This window comes from Pseudomonas maumuensis, from assembly GCF_019139675.1.
GTDB classification, from domain to species: Bacteria; Pseudomonadota; Gammaproteobacteria; order Pseudomonadales; family Pseudomonadaceae; genus Aquipseudomonas; species Aquipseudomonas maumuensis.
In genome coordinates, this window is record NZ_CP077077.1 from 5,487,877 (window position 1) to 5,510,755 (window position 22,879).

22 protein-coding genes are annotated in these 22,879 nt (G+C 63.7%); 9 read left to right on the plus strand and 13 right to left on the minus strand.

Annotated elements, in window-relative coordinates; translation table 11 throughout:
• Nucleotides 1-133: 133 nt before the first annotated feature.
• Entirely contained in the window at nt 134-1,711 is a 1,578-nt protein-coding gene (gene gshA / locus KSS90_RS24395; protein WP_217867603.1) for a glutamate--cysteine ligase, read from the plus strand.
• A complete protein-coding gene (locus KSS90_RS24400) occupies nt 1,711-2,343 on the plus strand; it encodes a TetR/AcrR family transcriptional regulator (RefSeq protein WP_217867604.1) in 633 nt (210 codons plus the stop codon). Before gshA ends, KSS90_RS24400 begins: the two co-directional genes overlap by 1 nt.
• A 62-nt stretch (nt 2,344-2,405) precedes the next feature.
• On the opposite strand, the gene KSS90_RS24405 is transcribed toward KSS90_RS24400, so the two are convergent.
• The 8 genes from KSS90_RS24405 to KSS90_RS24440 all read right to left on the minus strand — a co-directional run bounded on the left by KSS90_RS24405 (nt 2,406) and on the right by KSS90_RS24440 (nt 9,626).
• Nucleotides 2,406-2,621 carry a TOBE domain-containing protein gene (locus tag KSS90_RS24405; protein WP_008095172.1) on the minus strand — a complete coding sequence of 72 codons (216 nt, stop codon included), beginning with the start codon at nt 2,619-2,621 and terminating at the stop codon, nt 2,406-2,408.
• A 29-nt stretch (nt 2,622-2,650) separates the two neighbouring features.
• On the minus strand, nt 2,651-3,463 hold the full coding sequence (ssuB, locus tag KSS90_RS24410; protein WP_217867605.1) for an aliphatic sulfonates ABC transporter ATP-binding protein: 813 nt from the start codon (nt 3,461-3,463) through the stop codon (nt 2,651-2,653).
• Complete coding sequence (gene ssuC, locus KSS90_RS24415; RefSeq protein ID WP_217867606.1) at nt 3,463-4,260, minus strand: aliphatic sulfonate ABC transporter permease SsuC; 798 nt, start codon at nt 4,258-4,260, stop codon at nt 3,463-3,465. Before ssuC ends, ssuB begins: the two co-directional genes overlap by 1 nt.
• Nucleotides 4,261-4,271: 11 nt before the next feature.
• Nucleotides 4,272-5,420: an FMNH2-dependent alkanesulfonate monooxygenase gene (gene ssuD, locus KSS90_RS24420; RefSeq protein WP_217867607.1), complete on the minus strand. Its 1,149-nt coding sequence runs from the start codon at nt 5,418-5,420 to the stop codon at nt 4,272-4,274.
• Nucleotides 5,421-5,480: 60 nt separating this feature from the next.
• Nucleotides 5,481-6,446, minus strand: a complete 966-nt coding sequence (locus KSS90_RS24425) for a sulfonate ABC transporter substrate-binding protein (protein WP_217867608.1) — start codon at nt 6,444-6,446, stop codon at nt 5,481-5,483.
• Between the two features lie 95 nt (nt 6,447-6,541).
• The gene (gene ssuE / locus KSS90_RS24430; RefSeq protein ID WP_104444633.1) at nt 6,542-7,135 is read right to left on the minus strand and encodes an NADPH-dependent FMN reductase; all 594 of its coding nucleotides are present in this window, start codon (nt 7,133-7,135) and stop codon (nt 6,542-6,544) included.
• A gap of 323 nt (nt 7,136-7,458) precedes the next feature.
• On the minus strand, nt 7,459-8,097 hold the full coding sequence (locus KSS90_RS24435; RefSeq protein ID WP_046857522.1) for a peroxiredoxin: 639 nt from the start codon (nt 8,095-8,097) through the stop codon (nt 7,459-7,461).
• Nucleotides 8,098-8,261: 164 nt separating this feature from the next.
• A complete protein-coding gene (locus KSS90_RS24440; protein WP_217867609.1) occupies nt 8,262-9,626 on the minus strand; it encodes an OprD family porin in 1,365 nt (454 codons plus the stop codon).
• Nucleotides 9,627-10,125: 499 nt separating this feature from the next.
• On the opposite strand from KSS90_RS24440, the gene tauA reads away from it, so the two are divergent.
• Genes tauA through tauD form a run of 4 tightly spaced genes read left to right on the plus strand, consistent with a single transcriptional unit; the run spans nt 10,126 to nt 13,608 of the window.
• Nucleotides 10,126-11,097 (plus strand): taurine ABC transporter substrate-binding protein, encoded by a 972-nt coding sequence (gene tauA, locus KSS90_RS24445; RefSeq protein WP_217867610.1) that lies wholly within the window; start codon nt 10,126-10,128, stop codon nt 11,095-11,097.
• Between the two features lie 13 nt (nt 11,098-11,110).
• Entirely contained in the window at nt 11,111-11,890 is a 780-nt protein-coding gene (gene tauB / locus KSS90_RS24450) for a taurine ABC transporter ATP-binding subunit (RefSeq protein ID WP_217867611.1), read from the plus strand.
• Complete coding sequence (gene tauC, locus KSS90_RS24455; protein WP_217867612.1) at nt 11,887-12,726, plus strand: taurine ABC transporter permease TauC; 840 nt, start codon at nt 11,887-11,889, stop codon at nt 12,724-12,726. The genes tauB and tauC overlap by 4 nt, the downstream gene beginning before the upstream one ends.
• A gap of 48 nt (nt 12,727-12,774) precedes the next feature.
• On the plus strand, nt 12,775-13,608 hold the full coding sequence (tauD, locus tag KSS90_RS24460; RefSeq protein WP_217867613.1) for a taurine dioxygenase: 834 nt from the start codon (nt 12,775-12,777) through the stop codon (nt 13,606-13,608).
• 108 nt (nt 13,609-13,716) lie between these two features.
• Here the strand turns inward: tauD and betT are convergent, their stop codons facing one another.
• Together betT and epsC are read right to left on the minus strand one after the other, a co-directional pair.
• Entirely contained in the window at nt 13,717-15,678 is a 1,962-nt protein-coding gene (betT, locus tag KSS90_RS24465) for a choline transporter BetT (protein ID WP_217869853.1), read from the minus strand.
• A 255-nt stretch (nt 15,679-15,933) separates the two neighbouring features.
• Nucleotides 15,934-16,872 carry a serine O-acetyltransferase EpsC gene (gene epsC, locus KSS90_RS24470; protein ID WP_217867614.1) on the minus strand — a complete coding sequence of 313 codons (939 nt, stop codon included), beginning with the start codon at nt 16,870-16,872 and terminating at the stop codon, nt 15,934-15,936.
• Between the two features lie 247 nt (nt 16,873-17,119).
• Here epsC and tcyJ point away from each other — a divergent pair, with 247 nt between their 5' ends.
• The 3 genes from tcyJ to tcyN are packed head-to-tail and all read left to right on the plus strand — an operon-like array spanning nt 17,120 to nt 19,354.
• Nucleotides 17,120-17,926 (plus strand): cystine ABC transporter substrate-binding protein, encoded by an 807-nt coding sequence (gene tcyJ, locus KSS90_RS24475; RefSeq protein WP_217867615.1) that lies wholly within the window; start codon nt 17,120-17,122, stop codon nt 17,924-17,926.
• On the plus strand, nt 17,923-18,591 hold the full coding sequence (gene tcyL / locus KSS90_RS24480) for a cystine ABC transporter permease (protein WP_046857530.1): 669 nt from the start codon (nt 17,923-17,925) through the stop codon (nt 18,589-18,591). The genes tcyJ and tcyL overlap by 4 nt, the downstream gene beginning before the upstream one ends.
• A gap of 1 nt (nt 18,592) precedes the next feature.
• Nucleotides 18,593-19,354, plus strand: a complete 762-nt coding sequence (gene tcyN / locus KSS90_RS24485; protein WP_217867616.1) for an L-cystine ABC transporter ATP-binding protein TcyN — start codon at nt 18,593-18,595, stop codon at nt 19,352-19,354.
• Nucleotides 19,355-19,364: 10 nt separating this feature from the next.
• On the opposite strand, the gene KSS90_RS24490 is transcribed toward tcyN, so the two are convergent.
• The 3 genes from KSS90_RS24490 to ubiD all read right to left on the minus strand — a co-directional run bounded on the left by KSS90_RS24490 (nt 19,365) and on the right by ubiD (nt 22,782).
• Nucleotides 19,365-20,015 carry a gamma-glutamylcyclotransferase gene (locus tag KSS90_RS24490; protein ID WP_217867617.1) on the minus strand — a complete coding sequence of 217 codons (651 nt, stop codon included), beginning with the start codon at nt 20,013-20,015 and terminating at the stop codon, nt 19,365-19,367.
• A 332-nt stretch (nt 20,016-20,347) separates the two neighbouring features.
• Nucleotides 20,348-21,316, minus strand: a complete 969-nt coding sequence (locus tag KSS90_RS24495; RefSeq protein ID WP_217867618.1) for a CDP-6-deoxy-delta-3,4-glucoseen reductase — start codon at nt 21,314-21,316, stop codon at nt 20,348-20,350.
• Nucleotides 21,316-22,782 (minus strand): 4-hydroxy-3-polyprenylbenzoate decarboxylase, encoded by a 1,467-nt coding sequence (gene ubiD, locus KSS90_RS24500; protein ID WP_046857534.1) that lies wholly within the window; start codon nt 22,780-22,782, stop codon nt 21,316-21,318. Before ubiD ends, KSS90_RS24495 begins: the two co-directional genes overlap by 1 nt.
• Nucleotides 22,783-22,879: the final 97 nt, after the last annotated feature.

Consider the following 22,879-nt stretch of genomic DNA (forward strand, 5'->3'; position numbering starts at 1 on the left):
GCCCTGGAATCGACGCTGAACCGAGCCGGAACCGCGTAAACCAGGCGACAACGCCAGTTCCTTTCCCAACTACCCTTGTAGACCGTCATCCCTACCCCCATATTGGGGCGACTGACGCGTGAAGGAATCCATCTTGAGCGACCTCCTCAACCGCCGCCTGAGCCTGCTCGGCGACAATATCGACCTGCTCAAGCAGTGCCTGCACGGCATTGAGCGCGAATGCCTGCGCGTGACCGACCAAGGTCGCCTGGCCCAGACCCCGCACCCCGAGGCCCTGGGTTCGGCGCTGACCAACGAGCAGATCACCACCGACTATTCCGAATCGCTGCTGGAGTTCATCACCCCGGCCCTGGCGGACCCCGCCGAGGTACTCGAAAGCCTCGAGCAGATCCACCGCTTCGTCTATACCAAGCTGGGCGCGGAATACCTGTGGAGCCCGTCGATGCCCTGCACTCTGCCGGCCGAGGAAGACATTCCGATCGCCGAGTACGGCAGCTCGAACATCGGCAAGCTCAAGCACGTGTACCGCAAAGGCCTGGCCCTGCGCTACGGCCGCACCATGCAATGCATCGCCGGCATCCATTACAACTTCTCGCTGCCCGACGCGCTGTGGCCGCTGTTGCGCGACGCCGAAGGTGGCGAACAGGACGACCGCGATTACCAGTCCTCGGCCTATATCGCGCTGATCCGCAACTTCCGCCGCTACAGCTGGCTGCTGATGTACCTGTTCGGCGCATCCCCGGCCCTGGACAAAGGCTTCCTGCGCGGCCGCGCGCACCAGCTCGAAGAGCTCGACGCCGAAACACTGTACCTGCCCTACGCCACCAGCCTGCGCATGAGCGACCTGGGTTACCAGAGCAACGCCCAGGCGGGCCTGACGCCCTGCTACAACAACCTGGCCAGCTACACCGACAGCCTGCGCAAGGCCGTCGGCACGCCCTACCCGCCCTATGTCGAGGTCGGCACGCACAAGGATGGCGAGTGGGTGCAGTTGAACACCAACATCCTGCAGATCGAGAACGAGTACTACTCGAACATCCGCCCCAAGCGCGTCACCTACACCGGCGAGCGGCCGATCCAGGCCCTGACCTCGCGCGGCGTGCAGTACGTGGAAGTGCGCTGCCTGGATATCAACCCGTTCCTGCCAGTGGGCATCGACCTTACCGAGGCACGCTTCCTCGACGCGTTCCTGCTGTTCTGCGCCCTCGAAGAGAGCCCGCAGCTGGACAACGGCGAGTGCGGCCAATGCACCGACAACTTCCTCACCGTGGTCAAGGAGGGCCGTCGTCCAGGCCTGGAACTGCGCCGTGACGGCCAGCCGGTCGCGCTGAAGGCATGGGCGAGCGAACTGATCGAACGCATCGGCCAGCTGGCCGGGCTGCTCGACCGCGCCCAGGGCGGCAACGACCACGCCAAGGCCCTGGAAGCGCAGCAGGCCAAGGTCGACGATCCCGAGTTGACCCCATCCGCCCAGGTACTGGCGCGCATGACCGAACACGATGAGAGCTTCGTCCAGTTCTCCCTGCGCCAAAGCCGCCTGCACGCCGATACCTTCCGCGAGCAGCCTCTGCCCGCCGAGCGCCAGCAGGCCTTCGAGACCCTCGCCCGTGAATCCCTGGCCGAGCAGTCGCGCCTGGAGCAGCAGGAAGTCGGCGACTTCGATCTGTTCGTCGGTGCCTACCAAGCCAGCATCCTGGCGATCAGCAACTGATGACCCGCCCCGTCGCCACTCGCAAGCCACGCGCCAGCAGCCAGGCCAGGATCGCAACGATCCTGGCGGCGGCTCGCGAACTGCTGGCCGGGCAAGGGGTAGCGGGCTTGTCGATCTACAGCGTGGCCGAGCGGGCGCAGATCCCACCGTCATCCGTGTACCATTTCTTCGCCAGCGTACCGGCGTTGCTGGAAGCCTTGACGGCGGACGTACACCGGGCCTTTCGCGAGGCACTGAGCGCGCCGATCGACGCTGCGGCGTTCGGCACCTGGCACGAATTGTCACGGCTGATCGAGCAACGCATGCTCGACATCTACAACGAAGACGCCGCAGCGCGCCAGTTGATCCTGGCCCAGCATGGGCTGAGTGAAGTGGTGCAGGCCGACCGGCAACATGACCTGGAGCTGGGCGAGCTGATGCACAGGTTGTTCGACCGGCATTTCCAGCTGCCGGCGATGCCCAGGGACATGGATGTGTTCGCCTTGGCGATGGAACTGAGCGACCGGGTGTATGCCCGCTCGATGCAGCTGCATGAAGCGATCACCCCGCGCATGGCGGAAGAAGGGATGCGCGTATTCGAGGCGTACCTGGGGCTGTACCTGCCGCCTTACCTGGCCAAGCGCCAACCCTGAGCCTGGAAAATGCTCCTGTAGGAGCGGGCTTGCCCCGCTCCTACAGGGGTCCATGCCCGACCTCACAGCTTGGCGATGGACACCTCCGTCGACTTCACGAAGGCAATTACCTCACTCCCCACCTGCAGTTCCAACTCCTTCACGGAACGGGTGGTGATCACCGAGGTGACGATGCCAGAGGCGGTCTGCACGTCGATTTCCGACAGTACCGGCCCTTCGAGGATTTCCTTCACAGTGCCTTTGAACTGGTTGCGAACGTTGATGGCTTTGATGGTCATGGCGTCATTCCTTTTGCGGCTTCGAGGATTCAATGGGCCCAACGCAAATGCGTGGGCAAAGGGGCTACAGGCTCCGGCTCGGGCGGGGTGCCCGGGACGGACAGAACGCGGTCGAGCACTTCGCTTTCCAGCGCCGCCAGGCGGTGCGAACCCCGCACCCGCGGCCGTGGCAGGTCGATGACCAGGTCCAGGCCGACAGCGCCGTCTTCGATCAGGATCACCCGGTCGGCCACGGCGACGGCTTCGCTGACGTCGTGGGTGACCAGCAGCACGGTGAAGCCATGCTGGCGCCACAGGCGCTCGATCAGTTGCTGCATCTCGATACGGGTCAGGGCATCCAGCGCGCCGAGCGGTTCATCCAGCAACAACAGGCGCGGTTGGTGGATCAATGCCCGAGCCAGGGCCACGCGCTGCTTCTGGCCACCGGACAAGGCCGCCGGCCATTCATGGGCGCGATCGACCAGGCCGACCGCCTCCAGGGCTTCCAGGGCGCGGGGCCGCCAATTGCCGGACAAGCCCAGGCCAACGTTGTCGATCACCTTCTTCCAGGGCAGCAGGCGCGCGTCCTGGAACATCAGCCGCGTGTCCTCGCGAGCCTCGGCCAGTGGTGCGGCTCCGGCCAGCAGTTGCCCGCCGCTGGGTTGGTCGAGCCCGGCCAGCAGGCGCAGCAGGGTGCTTTTACCGCAACCACTGCGCCCGACGATGGCGACGAACTGGCCGGCCGGAATGTGCAGGTCGATACCACGCAGCACTTCACGCTGACCGAAGGTACGACGCAGCTCCTGGGCCGCCAGGGGGATACCACGCAGCAGGCGTGGCGGTTGTTCCTTGAGCAGCGTCATCACGCGCCCTCCTTCTTCGCCACCTGGTACGCCGGGTGCCAACGCAGCCACACCCGCTCCAGGCCACGGGCGGCCAGGTCGGCCAGCTTGCCGAGCACCGCGTACAGGACGATGGCCAGCACCACCACGTCGGTCTGCAGGAACTCACGGGCGTTCATCGCCAGGTAGCCGATGCCCGAGTTGGCCGAAATGGTCTCGGCGACGATCAGCGTCAGCCACATGAAGCCCAGGGCGAAGCGCACGCCGACCAGGATCGACGGCAGCGCACCCGGCAGGATCACCTGGCGGAACAGTGCGAAACCCGACAGCCCGTAGCTGCGCGCCATCTCCACCAGCGCCGGATCGACGTTGCGAATGCCGTGATAGGTGTTGAGGTAGATGGGGAACAGCGTCCCCAGGGCCACTAGGAAAATCTTTGCCGACTCGTCGATGCCGAACCACAGGATCACCAGCGGGATCAGCGCCAGGTGCGGCACGTTGCGGATCATCTGCACCGAACTGTCGAGCAGGCGCTCGCCCCAGTTCGACAGGCCGGTGATGAAGCCCAGCAACAGGCCGAGGCTGCCGCCAATGAGAAAACCAAGGCCCGCGCGCCAGCCGCTGATGGCCAGGTGGGTCCAGATCTCGCCACTGCGCACCAGCTCGACCCCGGCATTCACCACCGCGCTGGGCGCCGGCAGGATGCGTGTCGACAGCCAGCCTGAGCTCACCGCCAACTGCCATACCACCAGCAGCAGCAGTGGCAAGGCCCAGGGTGCCAGGCGCTTGCTCCAGGTAGTCGAGGTTGCACGACTCATGGCCCCGGCCCTCAGCTCTGCGACACGGACTTGGGCAGGATGTCGTTGGCAACCATTTCACCGAATGGGCTTACATAGCCACCTGTTTTCGGCTGCTCCGGACGCTGCACGTCCAGATGCGGGAACAGCAGCTCGGCGACCCGGTACGACTCCTCAAGGTGTGGATAACCGGAGAAGATGAAGGTGTCGATGCCAAGATCGGCGTATTCCTTGACCCGCGCCGCGACCGTCGGGCCATCGCCCACCAGCGCGGTACCCGCGCCCCCACGCACCAGGCCGACGCCGGCCCACAGGTTCGGCGCCACTTCGAGCTTGTCGCGCTTGCCGCCGTGCAGGGCGGCCATGCGCTGCTGGCCGACCGAATCGAAGCGCGCCAGCGAAGCCTGGGCGCGGGCGATGGTGTCGTCATCCAGGTGCGAAATCAGCTTGTCGGCGGCGGCCCAGGCCTCGGCGTTAGTTTCACGCACGATCACATGCAGGCGAATACCGAAGCGCACTTCACGGCCTTGGGCAGCCGCTTTCTCACGCACCGCGGCAATCTTCTCGGCTACGGCGGCCGGTGGCTCGCCCCAGGTCAGGTACAGCTCGACCTGTTCGGCGGCAAGGTCCTGGGCAGCCTCGGAAGAGCCACCGAAGTACAGCGGCGGACGCGGCTGCTGGATCGGCGGGTAGAGCAGCTTGGCCCCTTTGACCTGGATGTGCTTGCCATCGTAATCGACCACTTCGCCTTCCAGCACCTTGCGCCAGATGCGGGTGAACTCCACGGACGCCTCATAGCGTTCCTGATGGTTCAGGTGCAGGCCATCACCGGCCAGCTCGTCCGGATCGCCACCGGTCACCAGGTTGAACAGCGCCCGGCCATTGGACAGGCGATCCAGGGTAGCGGCCTGGCGCGCGGCCACGGTCGGCGAGATGATCCCCGGGCGCAGGGCGACCAGGAACTTCAGGCGCTCGGTCACCGGGATCAGCGAGGCGGCTACCAGCCAGGAGTCCTCGCAGGAGCGTCCGGTGGGGATCAGCACGCCGCCGAAACCGAGGCGGTCGGCGGCCTGGGCAACCTGCACCAGGTAACCGTGGTCGACGGCGCGGGCGCCTTCGCTGGTACCCAGGTACTTACCGTCACCGTGGGTGGGGAGGAACCAGAAGATGTTCAGGCTCATTGGAGTTGTCTCCTCAAGGGTGGCTCAAGCCGGAGCGACGCTCCGGCACAGGCGAATCGTTCAAGGCGCGCTGGCGACCTTGGCCGGGGGTGTCCAGATCACGTCCTTGATGCTCAAGGGCTTGGGAATCAGCTTCAGGGCCTGGAAGGTGTCGGCGATCTTCTGCTGCGCGGCGATCACCTCCGGGGTCAGCGGCACGGCACCGTAGCCTTGGCGTTTCACCGAGGTCAGGGTGATATCGGCGGGCAGTCCGAGCAGCGGGGCGACTTGCTCGGTGACCTGCTGTGGATTGGCCTGGGACCACTCGCCCACGGCGCGCACTTCTTCGACCAGGGCGTTGATCACCGCCGGATGCTGGGTGGCGTAGCTGCGGGTGGCCAGGTAGAACTGGTGGTTGTCGACCAGGCCCTTGCCGTCACGCAGGGTGCGAGCCTGCAGTTGTTGTTCGGCGGCAGCCTGGTACGGGTCCCAGATCACCCAGGCATCGACACTGCCACGCTCGAAGGCGGCACGCGCGTCGGCGGGAGGCAGGTAGACCGGCTGGATATCGGTATACGTGAGGCCGGCGTCCTCTAGGGCGCGAACCAGCAGATAGTGAACGTTGGAGCCTTTGTTGAAGGCGACTTTCTTGCCCTTGAGTTCTTTCACCGACTGGATCGGCGAGCCCTTGGGCACGAGGATCGCTTCGCTGTGCGGGGCGGGCGGCTCGTAGGCGACGTAGAGCAGGTCGGCCCCCGCGGCCTGGGCGAACACCGGTGGCGTTTCGCCGGTCACGCCGAAATCGATGGAGCCGACATTGAGCCCTTCAAGCAGCTGCGGGCCGCCGGGGAACTCGGTCCACTGCACCTGGATCCCCTGCTCGGCCAGGCGTTTTTCCAGCGAGCCCTTGGCCTTGAGCAGCACCAGGGTGCCGTATTTCTGGTAACCGATGCGCAGGCTCTCGGCCTGGGCTTGGGTGATGGCGCCGAAGGACACAGCCGCCGCGAACAGGGCGACCAGACCACGACGCAAGAAGACTGTGCGCATGGCGCTCTCCTGTGCGAGTTGGGTTCGGGTAGCACCTGCTTGCCTCGTTGGCGGGCGAGTAAGGTGGGGACAGCGATGGAGCGGTCAAGCCTGGTTCAGATACTCCAGCGGGCACTGATCAGGCGTTCGTTGAGCACGCCGGGGGCGACAGGTTGGGGCCGGCGCGCCATGGCACTGTGAAATGTTTCCAGCGAATCCTGCAGGCGCTGCTCCAGGGCAGCGGCCAGTTGCGCGGGCCTGGCGCCCTCACCGTAGGCAATCTGGCTGTCGTCGGCGAAGATCCCTTGCAGGGTCTCCTGCGCCTTGAGGGCCGACAGCACGGGTTTGAGCGCGTAGTCCACGGCCAGCATGTGGGCGATGCTGCCACCGGTTGCGATCGGCAACACCACCTTGTGTTCCAGGGCCCGCTCGGGCAGCAGGTCGAGCAAGGTCTTCAAGGCCCCGGCGAAGGACGCCTTGTACACCGGGGTGGCCACCACCAGGCCGTCGGCCTGAGCTACAAGTTCGTTGAAGTGGCGCACCTGCGGGCTGTCGAAACGGGCATGCAGCAAATCCTCGGCGGGAAACTCACGCACCTGGAAGGTCACCACTTCGACACCCCGCTCCTGCAGCCAGTCGCGCGAGCGCTCTAGCAGCACGCCGGAGCGTGAACGAAGACTGGGGCTACCACCGACAGAGACAACCAGCATTGAAAGCGCTTCCTTCGATTCGATTGCGGGGCCGCGAGGGGTTGTCCCCGCTGGATGTAACGACATTAACAGCTCGTCACATATACCTATAAATCATATTTATTTATGTATTTATTCCATATAGAGATATATATGTACCACCCCTGTAGGAGCGGCTTCAGCCGCGATCACCCGCGAAGCGGGTGCCAGGTACTGCGGTGCTTGCATCGCGGCTGAAGCCGCTCCTACAGGGATCGTGGATACCGTTCGGAAGGTATAAAAAAGGGCCGTCGAAACGGCCCGAAGATCCCTGCTTGGCTAAGAGCAATGCAACGAGGAATGCTTCAACGATTGGGTTGCGGGGTCAGCCGCAGATAGGGTTTAACCGCCCGGTATCCTTTCGGGAAACGACGTTTGATTTCATCTTCGTCCTTGAGCGAAGGCACGATCACTACCTCATCGCCGTCCTGCCAGTTGCCCGGCGTGGCGACCTTGTAGTTGTCGGTCAGCTGCAGCGAGTCGATCACCCGCAGGATCTCGTTGAAGTTGCGCCCGGTACTGGCCGGATAGGTAATGGTCAGGCGCACCTTCTTGTTCGGGTCGATGACGAACAGCGAGCGTACGGTCAGGGTGTCGCTGGCATTGGGGTGGATCAGGTCGTACAGGTCGGACACCTTGCGGTCGGCATCGGCGATGATCGGAAAGTTGACCACGGTGTTCTGGGTCTCGTTGATGTCGTCGATCCACTTGTGGTGCGAGTCCACCGGGTCCACCGACAGGGCGATGGCCTTGACCCCGCGCTTGGCGAAATCATCCTTGAGCTTGGCGGTCAGGCCCAGTTCGGTGGTGCATACCGGGGTGAAGTCCGCCGGGTGGGAGAACAGCACGCCCCAGCTGTCGCCCAGCCATTCATGGAAGCGAATCTTGCCGGCGCTGGAATCCTGTTCGAAATCGGGGGCGATATCGCCGAGTTTGAGGCTCATGGAAGCGGCTCCTGTGCTGTGTCTGGCCTTGTGGGTTCAATGTGCCTGCTTCCGAATAAAAATAAAAAGAATAAATATCGATTTATTTATAACCATATTGCATACGGATTCGCAGACACAAAAAAGCCTCGCACTAGGCAAGGCTTTCTTTGTGCAGCTACGACTTACATGAAGGCGTAAGTGTAGTTGACGATGAAGCGAGTCTGGTCCTGGTCGTTCGCGGAGCCCGAACCGGTACCGCGGTAGACACCCTGGCGCAGGCTGAAGCCCAGGCCTTTGAGGGTACCTTCCTGCAGAACGTAGTCGACGCGTGCATCACGCTCCCACTCGCTGAAGGTGCCATGGCCATCGGTGCTACGACCATCCTGACCACGCAGGTAGGCTACCGACGCTTTCAGGCCCGGCACGCCCAGACGGGCGAAGTCATAGGAGTACTGACCGAAGGTGGTGTTCTCACCCGCCTTGGCGAACTGGTTGATCATGCTGTCGGTGAACAGGTAGAAGCTGGCGCCGCCAGCACCTTCGGCACGGCCGTTACCATCAACGACACCGCCTTGGTTCAGCCATACGAAGCCACCATCATCGTTGACCTGCTGATGACCGAGCATCAGCGCATGGCCACCGAGGGTATAGGTGAACATCGCGGACCAGGTCTTGTTGTCGACCTTGCCGGTTTCCTTGGCGTAACCACCGTTGTTGTTGAAGTTGTAGCCGCCACCGTGGCCGTTCTTGCCGTCGCTGCTGCTGTCGAAGTAGCGCAGGTCGGTCTTGAACGACTGATCGTCAGCGATCTTGAACACGTGGGTGGCACCCAGGAAGCTCTGCTTGTAGAAGTCTTCCAGGTTCGAGTAGTAGTACTGCAGGGTCAGGTCTGGAGTGAGCTTGTAGTCCAGGCCACCGTAGCGGAACTTGTTGCTGTCAGCGCTCGCGCCGTTGACCGACAGGCCGGTACGGTTGCTCGACGCACGACCCATCGCGTGGGTCAGTTGACCGGCGTTGATGGTCAGGTTGTCGATTTCCTTCGAGGTGATGGTGGCACCTTCGAAGGTTTGCGGCAGCAGTCGACCGTCGTTGGAGACAAGAATCGGCAGCATCGGTGCGAGGGCGCTACCGAAGTGTGCTTCAGTCTTGGAGAAGCGAGCCTTGGCGTTGGCGCCGACACGGGCCCACTGGCTTACCGAGGAGCCATCGCTGTCGTCTGGGAGGAAGCCGGTCTTGTGGTAGCCCTTGCCACCATCCAGGTGAATACCCCATACAGCTTGGGCATCGACACCGAAGCCAACCGTGCCTTCAGTGAAACCGGAAATGTAGTCCAGTTTGAAACCTTGACCGGTTTCACGCTGGTCCGGACGCTTGCCGGCCGGGCGAGTCGCGGTCGCCGGAGTGGCGTGCGCTTCACGGTTGTTGTTATCGAAGTACATGGTGCGCGAGCTCAGGGACAGCTTGCTGTCCTCGATGAAACCGGCAGCGCCTGCTTGTTGGGCGAGAACCCCCAGTGCCACGGCCAGGGCCAGGCTGGACTTGTACATGTTTTGCTCCTCTACGTTCTAATTTTTGTGCGTCTCAAGCGGCGGAGTCTGCTGCCCCACTCACCCGGATTGGCGATTTAGCACCAAAGCGTGACCGCCAAGTCAATCGCTAACGATCGATTCGCGACTTTGGTCTAACCCGCCGACCTGCGCTACAGGATAATGACAATCCTATAAATCCAAAATGACCGTTTTATGAATCTGTAAGATTTTTACGGAATAACATCGGAACCATTCCTGCAAATCGTTGTATCGACGCCGTCAATCATACCTTTAGGTTATGTGCAAACGTTTGCAGCGATGGCGACCGACGGTCGCCAGTCGGAACCGATCAAGCGTAGCTGGCTTGGGAGATTCCGCCACCAGCACTGCCGCGCCCATGGCGAGGGTCAGAGCGATTGGCTTTTAAGCTAATTCTAAAAAGTTATTTATTTCATATTTCTTAGATCATCTAGTCTTCTCGCCATCTATCCCCGAATGCCTGACGAGAGGTTCAACCATGATCCCGCATGCTCCGCTGCGCCTGTTCGCCGCCCTGACCCTCGCCAGTGCCAGCTGGCTGGCCCAGGCCGCCGACCTGACCGTCGCTTACCAGACTACCGTCGACCCGGCCAAGGTGGCCCAGGTCGATGGCACCTATGAAAAGGACAGCAAGGCCAGCATCGACTGGAGAAAGTTCGATAACGGCGCCGACGTGATCACCGCAGTCGCCTCGGGCGACGTGCAGATCGGCTACCTCGGCTCCAGCCCCCTGGCCGCCGCCGCCACCCGTAAGTTGCCTGTGGAAACCTTCCTGATCGCCACCCAGATCGGCGCCGGCGAAGCCCTGGTCGCCCGCGACAGCATCAAGACGCCGCAGGATCTGGTGGGCAAGAAAGTCGCCGTGCCATTCGTTTCCACCGGCCATTACAGCCTGCTGGCCGCGCTGAAGAGCTGGAACATCGACCCGTCGAAAGTGCAGATCCTCAACCTCGCGCCACCGGCGATCATCGCCGCCTGGAAACGCGGCGACATCGACGCCACCTACGTGTGGGACCCGGCCCTGGGCGTAGCCAAGGAGAACGGCAAGGTGCTGATCACCTCCGGCGAGCTGGCCGAGAAAGGCGCGCCGACCTTCGATGCCTGGATCGTGCGCAAGGACTTCGCCGGCAAGCACCCGGAGATCGTCAAGTCGTTCGCCAAGGTCACCCTCGACGCCTACGCCGACTATCGCAAGGATCCGAAAGCCTGGCTGGCCGACAAGGACAACGTCGCCAAGCTGGTCAAGCTGTCCGGCGCCAAGCCCGCCGACATTCCGGTGCTGCTGCAGGGCAACGTCTACCCGCTGGCCGCCGACCAGGCCAGCGCCCTGGGCGCGCCGACCACCCAGGCACTGACCGACACCGCCACCTTCCTCAAGCAACAGGGCAAGGTCGACGCCGTGCTGCCCGACTATTCGCCCTACGTCAGCGCCCAGTACCTGCCCAACTGATCCGGAGCCCGTCATGGCCTTGCTCGAACTGGAGCGCATCAGCGCACAGTACCCCGGCGCCACCACCCCGGTGCTGGCCGACATCAACCTGAGCCTGGGCCCGCGCCAGCTGCTGGTGGCCCTCGGGCCGTCCGGCAGCGGCAAGACCTCGCTGCTCAACCTGATTGCCGGCTTCGTCGCCCCCAGCGGCGGGCGCATCACCCTCGATGGCGCACCGGTGCAAGGCCCGGGCGCCGAGCGCGGCGTGGTGTTCCAGGACGACGCCTTGCTGCCCTGGCAGGACGTGCTCGGCAACGTCGCGTTCGGCCTCGAGCTGGCCGGTGTGCCGCGGGCCCAGCGTGAAACCAAGGCTCGCGAGATGCTGGCGCTGGTCGACCTGGCCGGCTTCGGCGACCGGCGTATCTGGCAATTGTCCGGCGGGCAAAAGCAGCGCGTGGGCCTTGCCCGGGCGCTGGCCGCCGACCCGCGGGTGCTGTTGATGGACGAACCGTTCGGCGCCCTCGATGCCTTTACCCGCGAACAGATGCAGGAGCTGCTGCTGCAAGTCTGGCAGCGCACCGCCAAACCGGTGTTCCTGATCACCCACGACATCGAGGAAGCCGTGTTCCTCGCCACCGAGCTGGTGCTGCTGGCGCCCAATCCGGGGCGCGTGGTCGAGCGCCTGCAACTGGACTTCGGCCAGCGCTACGCCGCCGGTGAGTCGGCCCGGGCGATCAAGTCCGATCCACGCTTCATCGAAACCCGCGAGCACGTGCTGGCGCGGGTGTTCTCGCAACGTCAGGAGTCCGCATGAGCAGCATCGAATTGCCAGCCACAGCCAAGCAGGCAGCCCGGACGCCACCTGTCGTGAAAACCCGCAAGCCCTTGCCGACCCGCTGGATCAGCGCCCTCACCCTGGCCTCGCTGCTGTCGGTATGGTGGCTGGTTACCGCCGCCGGCTGGATCGAGCCGCTGTTCCTGCCCTCGCCCGCCGATATTCTGGCCAAGGGCTGGACGCTGCTCACCCAGGGCTATATGGACGCCAGCCTGTGGCAGCACCTGGGCGCGAGCCTGGGGCGCATCGGCCTGGCGCTGCTGGCCGCCACGTTGACCGCCATTCCGGTAGGCATCGCCATCGGCTACAACCGCGTAGCCCGCGGCATCCTCGACCCGCTGATCGAGTTCTACCGGCCGATCCCGCCGCTGGCCTACCTGCCACTGATCGTCATCTGGTGCGGCATAGGCGAGCTGTCGAAAGTGCTTTTGATCTACCTGGCGATCTTCGCCCCGATCGCCATCGCTACCGCCACCGGCGTGCGCACCGTCGACCCGGCCAAGCTGCGTGCCGCGCAGTCGCTGGGCGCCAGCAAGGCGCAGTTGATCCGCCACGTGATCCTGCCCAGCGCCCTGCCCGACATCCTCACCGGCATCCGCATCGGCCTCGGCGTGGGCTGGTCGACGCTAGTGGCCGCCGAGCTGATCGCCGCCACCAGTGGCCTGGGCTTCATGGTGCAGTCGGCGGCGCAGTTCCTGGTCACCGATGTGGTGGTGCTGGGGATCCTGCTGATCGCCCTGATCGCCTTCGCCCTGGAGATGGGCCTGCGCGCCCTGCAGCGCAAGCTGGTGCCCTGGCACGGCCAGAGCCATTGAGCAACGAATGACCACGCCGGCAACCCGGCACCTGGAACGAGAAAAGACATGAGCCTGACCGTTACCCCCTTGAGCCCGGCACTGGGCGCGCAGATCAGCGGCGTGGACATCAGCCGCGACATCACTGCCGAACAGCGTGATGCCATCGAGCAGGCGCTGCTCGAACACCAGGTGCTGTTCTTCCGCGACCAACCGATCACCCCCGAGCAGCAGGCGCGCTTCGCCGCCCGCTTCGGCGACCTGCATATCCACCCGATCTATCCCAATGTGCCGGAGACACCGCAGGTGTTGATCCTCGACACCGCAGTCACCGACGTGCGCGACAACGCCGTGTGGCACACCGACGTGACCTTCCTGCCAACCCCGGCGCTGGGCGCGGTGCTCAGCGCCAAGCAGTTGCCGGCCTTTGGTGGTGACACTCTGTGGGCCAGCGGGATCGCTGCGTTCGAGGCGCTGTCGGCGCCGCTGCGCACGATGCTCGACGGCTTGACCGCCACCCACGACTTCACCAAGTCGTTCCCGCTGGAGCGTTTCGGCACCACGCCCGGGGACCTGGCGCGCTGGGAAGCCACCCGGCGCAACAACCCGCCGCTGTCGCACCCGGTGGTGCGCACCCATCCGGTCAGCGGGCGCAAGGCGTTGTTCGTCAATGAAGGCTTCACCACGCGGATCAACGAATTGAATGAGCAGGAGAGCGAGGCGCTGCTCAAGCTGCTGTTCGCCCATGCGACGCGGCCGGAGTTCAGCATTCGCTGGCGTTGGCAGGAAAATGACGTGGCGTTCTGGGATAACCGCGTGACCCAGCATTTCGCGGTGGATGATTACCGGCCCAACCGGCGGGTGATGCATCGGGCGACCATCCTGGGGGATGCGCCGTTCTGAAAGATCCTGAGAGGCCTTCGGCCTCCTTTCGCTGGCAAGCCAGCTCCCACAGGTTTTGCAACAACCCTGTGGGAGCCAGCGCAAGGGCCGCAAAGCGGCCCCAGCGATCTACCTGACCAGGTGCAGGTACTGCATGTGCCGCTCGTACTGGTCGAGGATGTCGTTGATGATCTGTTCCTTGCTGTAGCCCACCAGGTCGTAGTTCTGGCTGCCCTCGGACAGATGCACCTCGGCGCGGTAGTAGCGGCGGTTCTTCAAGTCCTGGGTGCCCAGCCCGCCCAAGGCGAACGATGGCGTGAAGTAACCGCGCATCTGCACCTGGTAGATGAACGGCTGTTCCTCGCCATGACCGATCTTCAGGCTGACGTTGTCGTGGCTCGGGTCGTCCTGGGTAATCAGCACCAGCCCCTTCTGCTCGAACACCTCGCGCACCTCGGCGATGGCCGGGCGCACTACGTCGTCCATGAAGCGATACACCTCATCCCGTGACGGGAAGTGTACGGCCTGGCTCAGGCGTTGGCGCCAACCGCCACGCCCGCGTCGGGACTGGGCGAAGGGCGCCAGCGAGTGCATCTGCGCGATCTGCCGCTGACTTTCCAGGTAGAAGGCCTTGTGCAGCCCCCACATCATGCATAGCAGGATCAGCGAGAACGGCAGCGAGGTCAGCACCACCGCCGACTTCAGCGAGTCGATGCTGCCGGCGAACAACAGGCCGCTGGTAATCAGCGCGGTCATCGCGCCCCAGAAGATCCGCAGCCAGTTCGGGCCGTCCTCGTCGGCGCCGCCGCCCTTGGCCGACAGCGTCGACAGCACCACGGTGCCGGAGTCGGCCGAGGTGACGAAGAACACGAAGCTGATGAACACCGTCACGGCGATCACCGTCTTGCTCCACGGGTAGGTCTCCAGCAGCAGGTACAGGCTCATCGACGGGTTGTCGAGGGCCGACTGGCCGAGCGCGGTCATGCCGTGGTTGATCACCTGGTCCAGGGCGCTGTTGCCGAAGATCGACATCCACGCCAGGGTGAAGCCCAGCGGAATCAGCAGCACGCCGAAGACGAACTCGCGGATGGTGCGCCCGCGCGAAATGCGCGCGATGAACAGCCCCACGAACGGCGCCCAGGCAATCCACCAGGCCCAATAGAACACCGTCCAGCCACCCAGCCAGTCGCGTTGCTCGCCGTAGGCGTATACGTCGAAACTCTTGCGCGGCAAGGCGCCGAGGTAGTCGCCAAGGTTCTGGATCAGAGTATTGAACAGGTGCTGGGTAGGCCCGGCGAACAACACGAACAACAGCAGCGCGCAGGCCAGGAACAGGTTGATGTCGCTCATCACCCGCACGCCTTTCTCCACCCCGGCGACCGCCACCGCGACTGCCGCGCCCATCATCAAGGTAATGAGGATCACCTGGACCCACTGGCTGTGGCTGATGCCGAACAGATAGTCCAGGCCTGCGTTCAGGTGCAGCACGCCGAAGCCCATGTCGGCGCCCAGACCAAACACCGTGGCGATGATGCCGAAGCCGTCCACCGCGTAGCCGATCGGCCCGTTGATGCGCTTGCCGATCAGCGGATACAGCGCCGAGCGCAGGGCCAGCGGCAGGTTGTGGCGGTAGGCGAAGTAGGCGAGCGCCATGCCGACGAAGGCGAACACGCCCCAACCATGCAGGCCCCAGTGCAGGAACAGGATCTGCATCGCCTGGCGCCCGGCCTCGGCCGTGCCCGCCTCGCCCTGTGGCGGCTGGAGCATGTGGGTCAGCGGTTCGGAGACGCAGAAGAAGAACAGCGTGATGCTGATGCCGGCGGCGAACAACATGCCGGCCCAGGACAGGTAGCTGAACTCGGGCTCGTCGTGGTCGGCACCGAGCTTGATCTTGCCGTAGCCGGACAGCGCGGTGACCACCACGAACACCAGGTACAGGGTCATGGCCAGCATGTAGTACCAGCCGACCGTGTTCGCGGCCCAGTTCTGCGCGGCCAACAACCACTCGCCGGCTGCCTGGGGCTGGGCGATGACGATCAGGCCGAAAATAAGGATGAAGCTTGCCGCGAAGTAGAACACGGGGGGGTTCATGCGGATCTTGCCGTTGGCAAGGTCGGGGGTCGGTGCACTCATTGAACAGGCACCTCGTCACGGGACATGAGGTTCGGATTGAACGGGTTCAGCAAAGGCAATTCCTCCTTTTGAACACCGGCAATGGACCAGCGTTTTTCGTTGAACAAGCGTTCAAGTTAAACATGGATCGGATTTCAATGCGACCCAATGCCGCTCCAGGGTCGGTCGACGTGGGCGCAGGCTTGCCCGCCCCCACGCGACTTAACCCCCGAGTTAGAGGGCTTTCTTGCCCTCGCAATCCAGCTGCAGGTTAGCTTGGGTAATGTTGCTGTCAGCTGGCACGCTGCGGGTCAGCCAGACGTTGCCGCCAATGGTCGAACCCTTGCCGATGGTGATCCGCCCAAGGATGGTTGCGCCGGCGTAGATCACCACGTCGTCCTCGACGATCGGGTGCCGCGCCAGACCCTTGTGCAAGGTGCCGGACTCGTCGCTGGGGAAGCGCTTGGCGCCCAGGGTCACGGCCTGGTAGATACGCACCCGCTCACCGATGATCGCGGTCTCGCCGATCACCACGCCAGTGCCGTGGTCGATGAAGAAACTCGGGCCGATCTGCGCGCCGGGGTGGATGTCGATGCCGGTGGCCGAGTGCGCCAGCTCCGAGCTGATTCGCGCCAGCAGCGGCAGGCCGGCCCGGTAAAGGTGATGGGCCAGCCGGTGGTGGATGATCGCCAGAATGCCTGGGTAGCACAGCAGCACCTCGTCGACGCTGCGCGCCGCCGGGTCGCCGTGGAAGGCGGCGAGTACGTCGGTGTCCAGCAGCACGCGCAGCGCCGGCAGGGCAACGGCGAAATCCTGGATCAGGCGCAGGGCGTGGGCATCGACATCGATCACATCGGTCTTGCCATGGCGCGCCGCGTAGCGCAGTTCCAGGCGGGCCTGGGCCAACAGCGCGGTGAGGGCGGCATCGAGGGTGTGGCCCACATAGAAGTCTTCGCTCTCCTCGCGCAGGTCCACCGGCCCCAGGCGCATGGGGAACAGCGCGCCGCACAGCTGCTCGAGGATCTGCCGTAGCGCCTCGCGCGACGGCAGCTCGCGCCCACCCTGCTCGCCGCTGCTGCGGCCATTGCTGCTGCGCCACTGTTCACGGGCACTGCGCAGACCACTGACGATCCCCTGCAGTTGCCAGTGCCCGGTTGATGGTTGTTCGCTCACGGTGCTTCTCCTGCCAGGCGGCTTTCTCGATATGCATACGCTCCTACAAAGGAGGTGCAAAACACGATACGTCAAATCTGCCTCTTGGAAAAAACAACGCTTTATTCCATCCTGAGCTAAGTCGGGTATAAGCCACTGCAATTTGCAGAATAGGTATAACAACCTGATTTTTTATTATTTCCCGGCCTATGAAGCCCACCTCTATAGTCGCCACCTCACTACTTCCACAACAAGCGCGGGGCATGCCATGACCAAATTCGCCAAACCCCTTCTCAACGCCAGCCTGGCGCTCCTGCTCGGCACCGGCCTGCTCGGCCAGGCTTTCGCCGGCGAGCAGTTGAAGACCATCCAGGAAAAAGGCGTGATCAACGTCGGCCTGGAAGGCACCTATCCACCGTTCAGCTTCCAGGACGAGAATGGCAAGCTGACCGGCTTCGAGGTCGAGCTGTCCGAGTTGCTGGCCAAGGAGCTGGGAGTCAAGGCCAAGGTCCAGCCGACCAAGTGGGACGGTATCCTCGCCGCACTGGAATCCAAGCGCCTCGACGTGGTGATCAATCAGGTGACCATCTCCGAAGAGCGCAAGAAGAAGTACGACTTCTCCCAGCCCTACACCGTTTCCGGCATTCAGGCCCTGGTGCTCAAGGGCAGCGACAACGAAAAGAACATCAAGACTGCCGCCGACCTTGGCGGCAAGAAGGTCGGTGTCGGCCTGGGCACCAACTATGAGCAATGGGTGAAACAGGATGTGCCGACAGCCGATGTGCGCACCTACGAAGATGACCCGACCAAGTTCGCCGACCTGCGCAACGGCCGTATCGACGCCATCCTGATCGACCGCCTGGCTGCACTCGAGTACGTGCAGAAAACCGCCAAGGACAAGAAGCCGACCGCACTCGCTGGCGAGAAATTCTCCAAGCTGGAATCGGGCGTGGCCTTGCGCAAAGGCGAACCTGAACTGCTCGATGCGCTGAACAAGGCCATCGACAAGCTCAAGGCCGACGGCTCGCTGGCCAAGCTGTCCGAGAAATACTTCGGTGCCGATGTCACCAAATGATCGCTGAAAGCCTGCAACTCGTTGTCGACTCCGCGCCCTTCCTGTTGAAGGGCGCGGGTTATACCGTGCTGCTCAGCGTCGGCGGCATGTTCTTCGGCCTGGTGCTGGGCTTTGCCCTGGCGCTGATGCGGCTGTCGAAGATCCTGCCGCTGGACTGGCTGGCGCGCATCTATGTGTCGTTCTTCCGCGGCACGCCGCTGCTGGTGCAGCTGTTCGTGATCTACTTCGGTCTGCCGCAGATCGGCATCGAGCTCGATCCGATCCCGGCCTCGCTGATCGGCCTGTCGCTGAACATGGCGGCATACATCTGCGAAATCCTCCGCGCGGCGATCTCCTCGATCGACCGTGGCCAGTGGGAAGCCGCGGCCAGCATCGGCATGACCCGCACCCAGGCCATGCGCCGGGCGATCCTGCCGCAGGCCCTGCGCACTGCCCTGCCACCGCTGGGCAACAGCTTCATCTCGCTGGTCAAGGACACCGCCCTGGCGGCGACCATCCAGGTGCCCGAGCTGTTCCGCCAGGCGCAGCTGATCACCGCCCGGACCTTCGAGGTCTTCACCATGTACCTGGCTGTCGCGGTGGTCTACTGGATCCTCTGCAGCATCCTGGCGCACTTCCAGAACCGCATGGAAGCGCGGGTCAACCAGCACGACCAGGAGCACTGAGATGATCGTAGTAGAAGGCCTGACCAAGCAGTTCAAGGGCCAGACCGTGCTCAACGGCATCGACCTGAGCGTGCAGCCCGGCGAAGTGGTGGCGATCATCGGCCCCAGCGGCTCCGGCAAGACCACCTTCCTGCGTTGCCTGAACCTGCTGGAAACCCCCGATGCCGGGCGCATCCAGATCGGCGATATCAGCATCGACGCCAACCGCCCGCTGGGCGGACAGCAGGGTGCGATCCGCCGCCTGCGCCAGCAGGCCGGGTTCGTGTTCCAGAACTTCAACCTGTTCCCTCACCGCACCGCCCTGGAGAACGTCATCGAAGGGCCGGTGATCGTCAAGAAGACGCCCCGCGACAAGGCCATCGAACTGGGCAAGCGTCTGCTGGCCAAGGTCGGTCTGGCGGGCAAGGAAGACGCCTACCCCAGGCGCCTGTCCGGTGGCCAGCAGCAACGGGTGGCGATCGCCCGGGCCCTGGCCATGGAGCCGGAAGTGATCCTGTTCGACGAACCCACCTCGGCACTCGATCCGGAGCTGGTGGGCGAAGTGCTGGAAACCATCCGCGGCCTGGCGGAGGAAAAGCGCACCATGATCATCGTCACCCACGAAATGAGCTTCGCCCGCGATGTCGCCAACCGGGTGATCTTCTTCGACAAGGGCGTGATCGTCGAGCAGGGCGAGGCCAAGGCGCTGTTTGCCAACCCGAAGGAAGAGCGCACGCGCCAGTTCCTGCGCAAGTTCCTCGGGACCGCTGCCGCCCAGGAGTGAGCCCCCGGGCTCACACTTCACGCAGGTTGTGACAACGCCTGAAGCGCGCTTCCAGGTTGCGATCGGGCATCTGGTGGCTGCGCAAGGCGTTGAGGGTCTGCTCAACGTAGTCACGCGTGGTGCCGTAGCGCCCTTTGGCACTGGCGAGAATCTGGCTGAGCAGGGTGTCCGGCAGGTTGCCCGCATAGCACGGCAGGTGCCGCTCCAGCACGAAGCCCAGTGCCTGAACTTTGCTGCCGTCGTCCAGACGGCAGCTGAGCCAATGCGGGCGGTAGGCGGGGTACGGCATCTCGCGCTGCCACAGGGCCATCAGCGAATCGTGCAGGTTGGTTTCGTCCAGACGGAAGGCGAAGCCGCTGCACGAGCCACCACGGTCGAGACCGAACACCAGCCCCGGACATTCCGGGGTGCCACGATGCTCGTGGGACCACAGGTACAGACCACGGTGATAACCATGCACCCGTGCCCGCTGACGCTCGACCGAGTTGCATTCGGGGCGCCAGATCAGCGAGCCGTAGGCGAACAACCAGACTGGGCCGCCTTCGTGCTGGGACATGGTGTCCTGCATCGAACGATGCAATTGTTCGGCGGTGAGTTGTTGACCGAAGTCGAGCGACGGCGGATAGGAGACTTGCCAGGATGAACTTTCAAGTGTCGACATGAGCTGCCGCCATTATTTCCTGTGAACTACCAAAGTGCGGGTATCGCAGTGCCTGTTCGGACGCTGTCGCGGGGCAAGCACGCCTGCAAAATCAGTGTAAGCCCGTAGGTGCGGGCTCGCCTCGGGATGAGCCTTGCGCTTAACGTAAGACAGAATGCACTTATCGCTCAACCCTGAATGCGCAATTTAATTTAAACGTCCGCCGAACGGAGTGAGTTATTGCGAGTATAGCGAAAGTTCCTAGTTAAACCGGGAACACTCCGCACTATATAATCGAACGGAAAAACTTTGGTTATTAAGCACGGCACGCCCTTGCAGCGTGCCATGCTACTTCAGCCGCGTGGCGCGTAGGCAAACACATCGGCACGCATGCGGTGGGCATCCATGCCGGCCTCGACCAATGCGTCGAGGGTCGCGTAGACCATGTTCGGTGAGCCACTGGCATAGACATGCACCTGGTTGAGGTCGCCGATGTCCTCGCATACCGCTTCGTGCAGCAGGCCACAGCGCCCTTCCCAACCGCACAGGTCGCTGACCACCTTGTGCAGGAACAGGTTCGGCAGGCGCTCCCACTCGGCCCAGTGCTCGATCTGGTAGAAGTCTTCAGGCCGGCGTACGCCCCAGTACAAGTGCACCGGATGCTTGAAGCCCTGCGCGCGGCAGTGCTCGACCAGGCTATGCATCTGGCCCATACCGGTGCCGGCGGCGATCAGTACCAGCGGGGCGTCGGGCAACTCCGCCAGGTGAGCGTCGCCAAATGGCAGTTCAATGCGCGCCAGGCCACTACGCTGCAACTGCTGGATCAACTGCACGGCGCTGCTTTCGCGGGCCAGCACGTGCAGCTCCAGGTCACGGCCACCGTGGGGCGCCGAGGCGAGCGAAAAAGCCGCCTTGTCCATGCCCTCGCGCTCGATCATCAGGTATTGCCCGGCGTGGTAGCGGGGCGGCTTGCCGGCCGGCGCGCGCAGGCGCACGCGCCAGACGTCGCCACCGACCTCGACGCACTCGCTCACGGTACAGGCCAGCTTGCGCAGCGGCAGCTCGCCCAGGGCCAGCACACCATCCCACAGCAACACACAGTCCTCCAGCGGCTCGGCGATGCAGGTGAACAGCTCACCGTGATCGCGCACCTGGCCTTCCTGGCGAACACTGCCTTCCACCAGCAGCGCGGCACACACATGGCAGTTGCCGTTGCGGCAGCTGTTCGGGCATTCATAGCCCAGGCGCCGCGCGGCATCCAGAATCCTTTCACCCGGTTCGACCGCCAGTACCGCCCCGGAAGGCTGCAAGGTTACCTGCATCAATCTATTCCCAACTGGTCCCACAGCTCATCGATACGGCGGGTGACGGCCTCGTCCTTGACGATGACCCGGCCCCATTCGCGTGTAGTCTCGCCCGGCCACTTGTGCGTGGCGTCCAGGCCCATCTTCGACCCCAGCCCCGACACCGGCGACGCGAAGTCGAGGTAGTCGATGGGGGTGTTGTCGATCATCACCGTATCACGCTTGGGGTCCATGCGCGTGGTGATGGCCCAGATCACATCGTTCCAGTCACGGGCGTTGATATCGTCGTCGGTGACGATAACGAACTTGGTGTACATGAACTGTCGCAGGAACGACCACACACCCAGCATCACGCGCTTGGCGTGGCCCGGGTACTGCTTCTTCATGGTCACCACCGCCATGCGGTACGAGCAGCCTTCCGGCGGCAGGTAGAAGTCGGTGATCTCGGGGAACTGCTTCTGCAGGATCGGCACGAACACTTCGTTCAGCGCCACGCCGAGAATCGCCGGCTCGTCCGGCGGACGGCCGGTGTAGGTGCTGTGGTAGATCGGCTTTTGCCGGTGAGTGATGCGCTCGACGGTGAACACCGGGAAGCTGTCCACTTCGTTGTAGTAGCCAGTGTGGTCGCCATACGGGCCTTCCGGGGCCATCTCGCCGGGGTGGATCACGCCTTCAAGGATGATCTCGGCGGTGGCCGGTACCTGCAGGTCGTTGCCACGGCACTTGACCAGTTCGGTACGGTTGCCACGCAACAGGCCAGCGAAGGCGTACTCGGAAAGCGTGTCCGGGACCGGGGTCACGGCACCGAGGATGGTCGCCGGGTCCGCGCCCAGCGCCACGGCCACCGGGAACGGCTGGCCAGGATGCTTCTCGCACCATTCGCGGTAGTCCAGCGCGCCGCCGCGATGGCTCAGCCAACGCATGATCACCTTGTTGCGGCCAATCACCTGCTGGCGGTAGATGCCCAGGTTCTGGCGGTCCTTGTTCGGCCCGCGGGTCACGGTCAGGCCCCAGGTGATCAGCGGCGCAACATCGCCCGGCCAGCAGTGCTGTATCGGCAACTGGCCGAGGTCGACGTCATCGCCTTCGACGACGATTTCCTGGCATACCGCATCCTTGACCACCTTCGGTGCCATGGACACGACCTTCTTGAAGATCGGCAGCTTCGACCAAGCGTCCTTCAGACCCTTCGGCGGCTCGGGCTCCTTGAGAAACGCCAGCAGCTTGCCGATTTCGCGCAGTTCTTCGGTCGACTCGGCGCCCATGCCCATGGCCACGCGCTCGGGGGTGCCGAACAGGTTGCCCAGCACCGGCATGTCGAAGCCGGTGGGTTTTTCGAACAGCAAGGCCGGGCCCTTGGCGCGCAGCGTGCGGTCGCAGACTTCGGTCATTTCCAGAACTGGGGAGATGGGAACCTGGATGCGCTTGAGTTCACCGCGCTGTTCCAGGCCACGAATGAAGTCGCGTAGATCGCGATACTGCATGCAAGGGCCTCGTGTTGGGCGTATCGGTCGGGGTGCAGAGTGTAGCGCCGTTGGCGGGGTAAAGGCCAAGAATGACTTGGGGCCGCTTCGCGCCCCA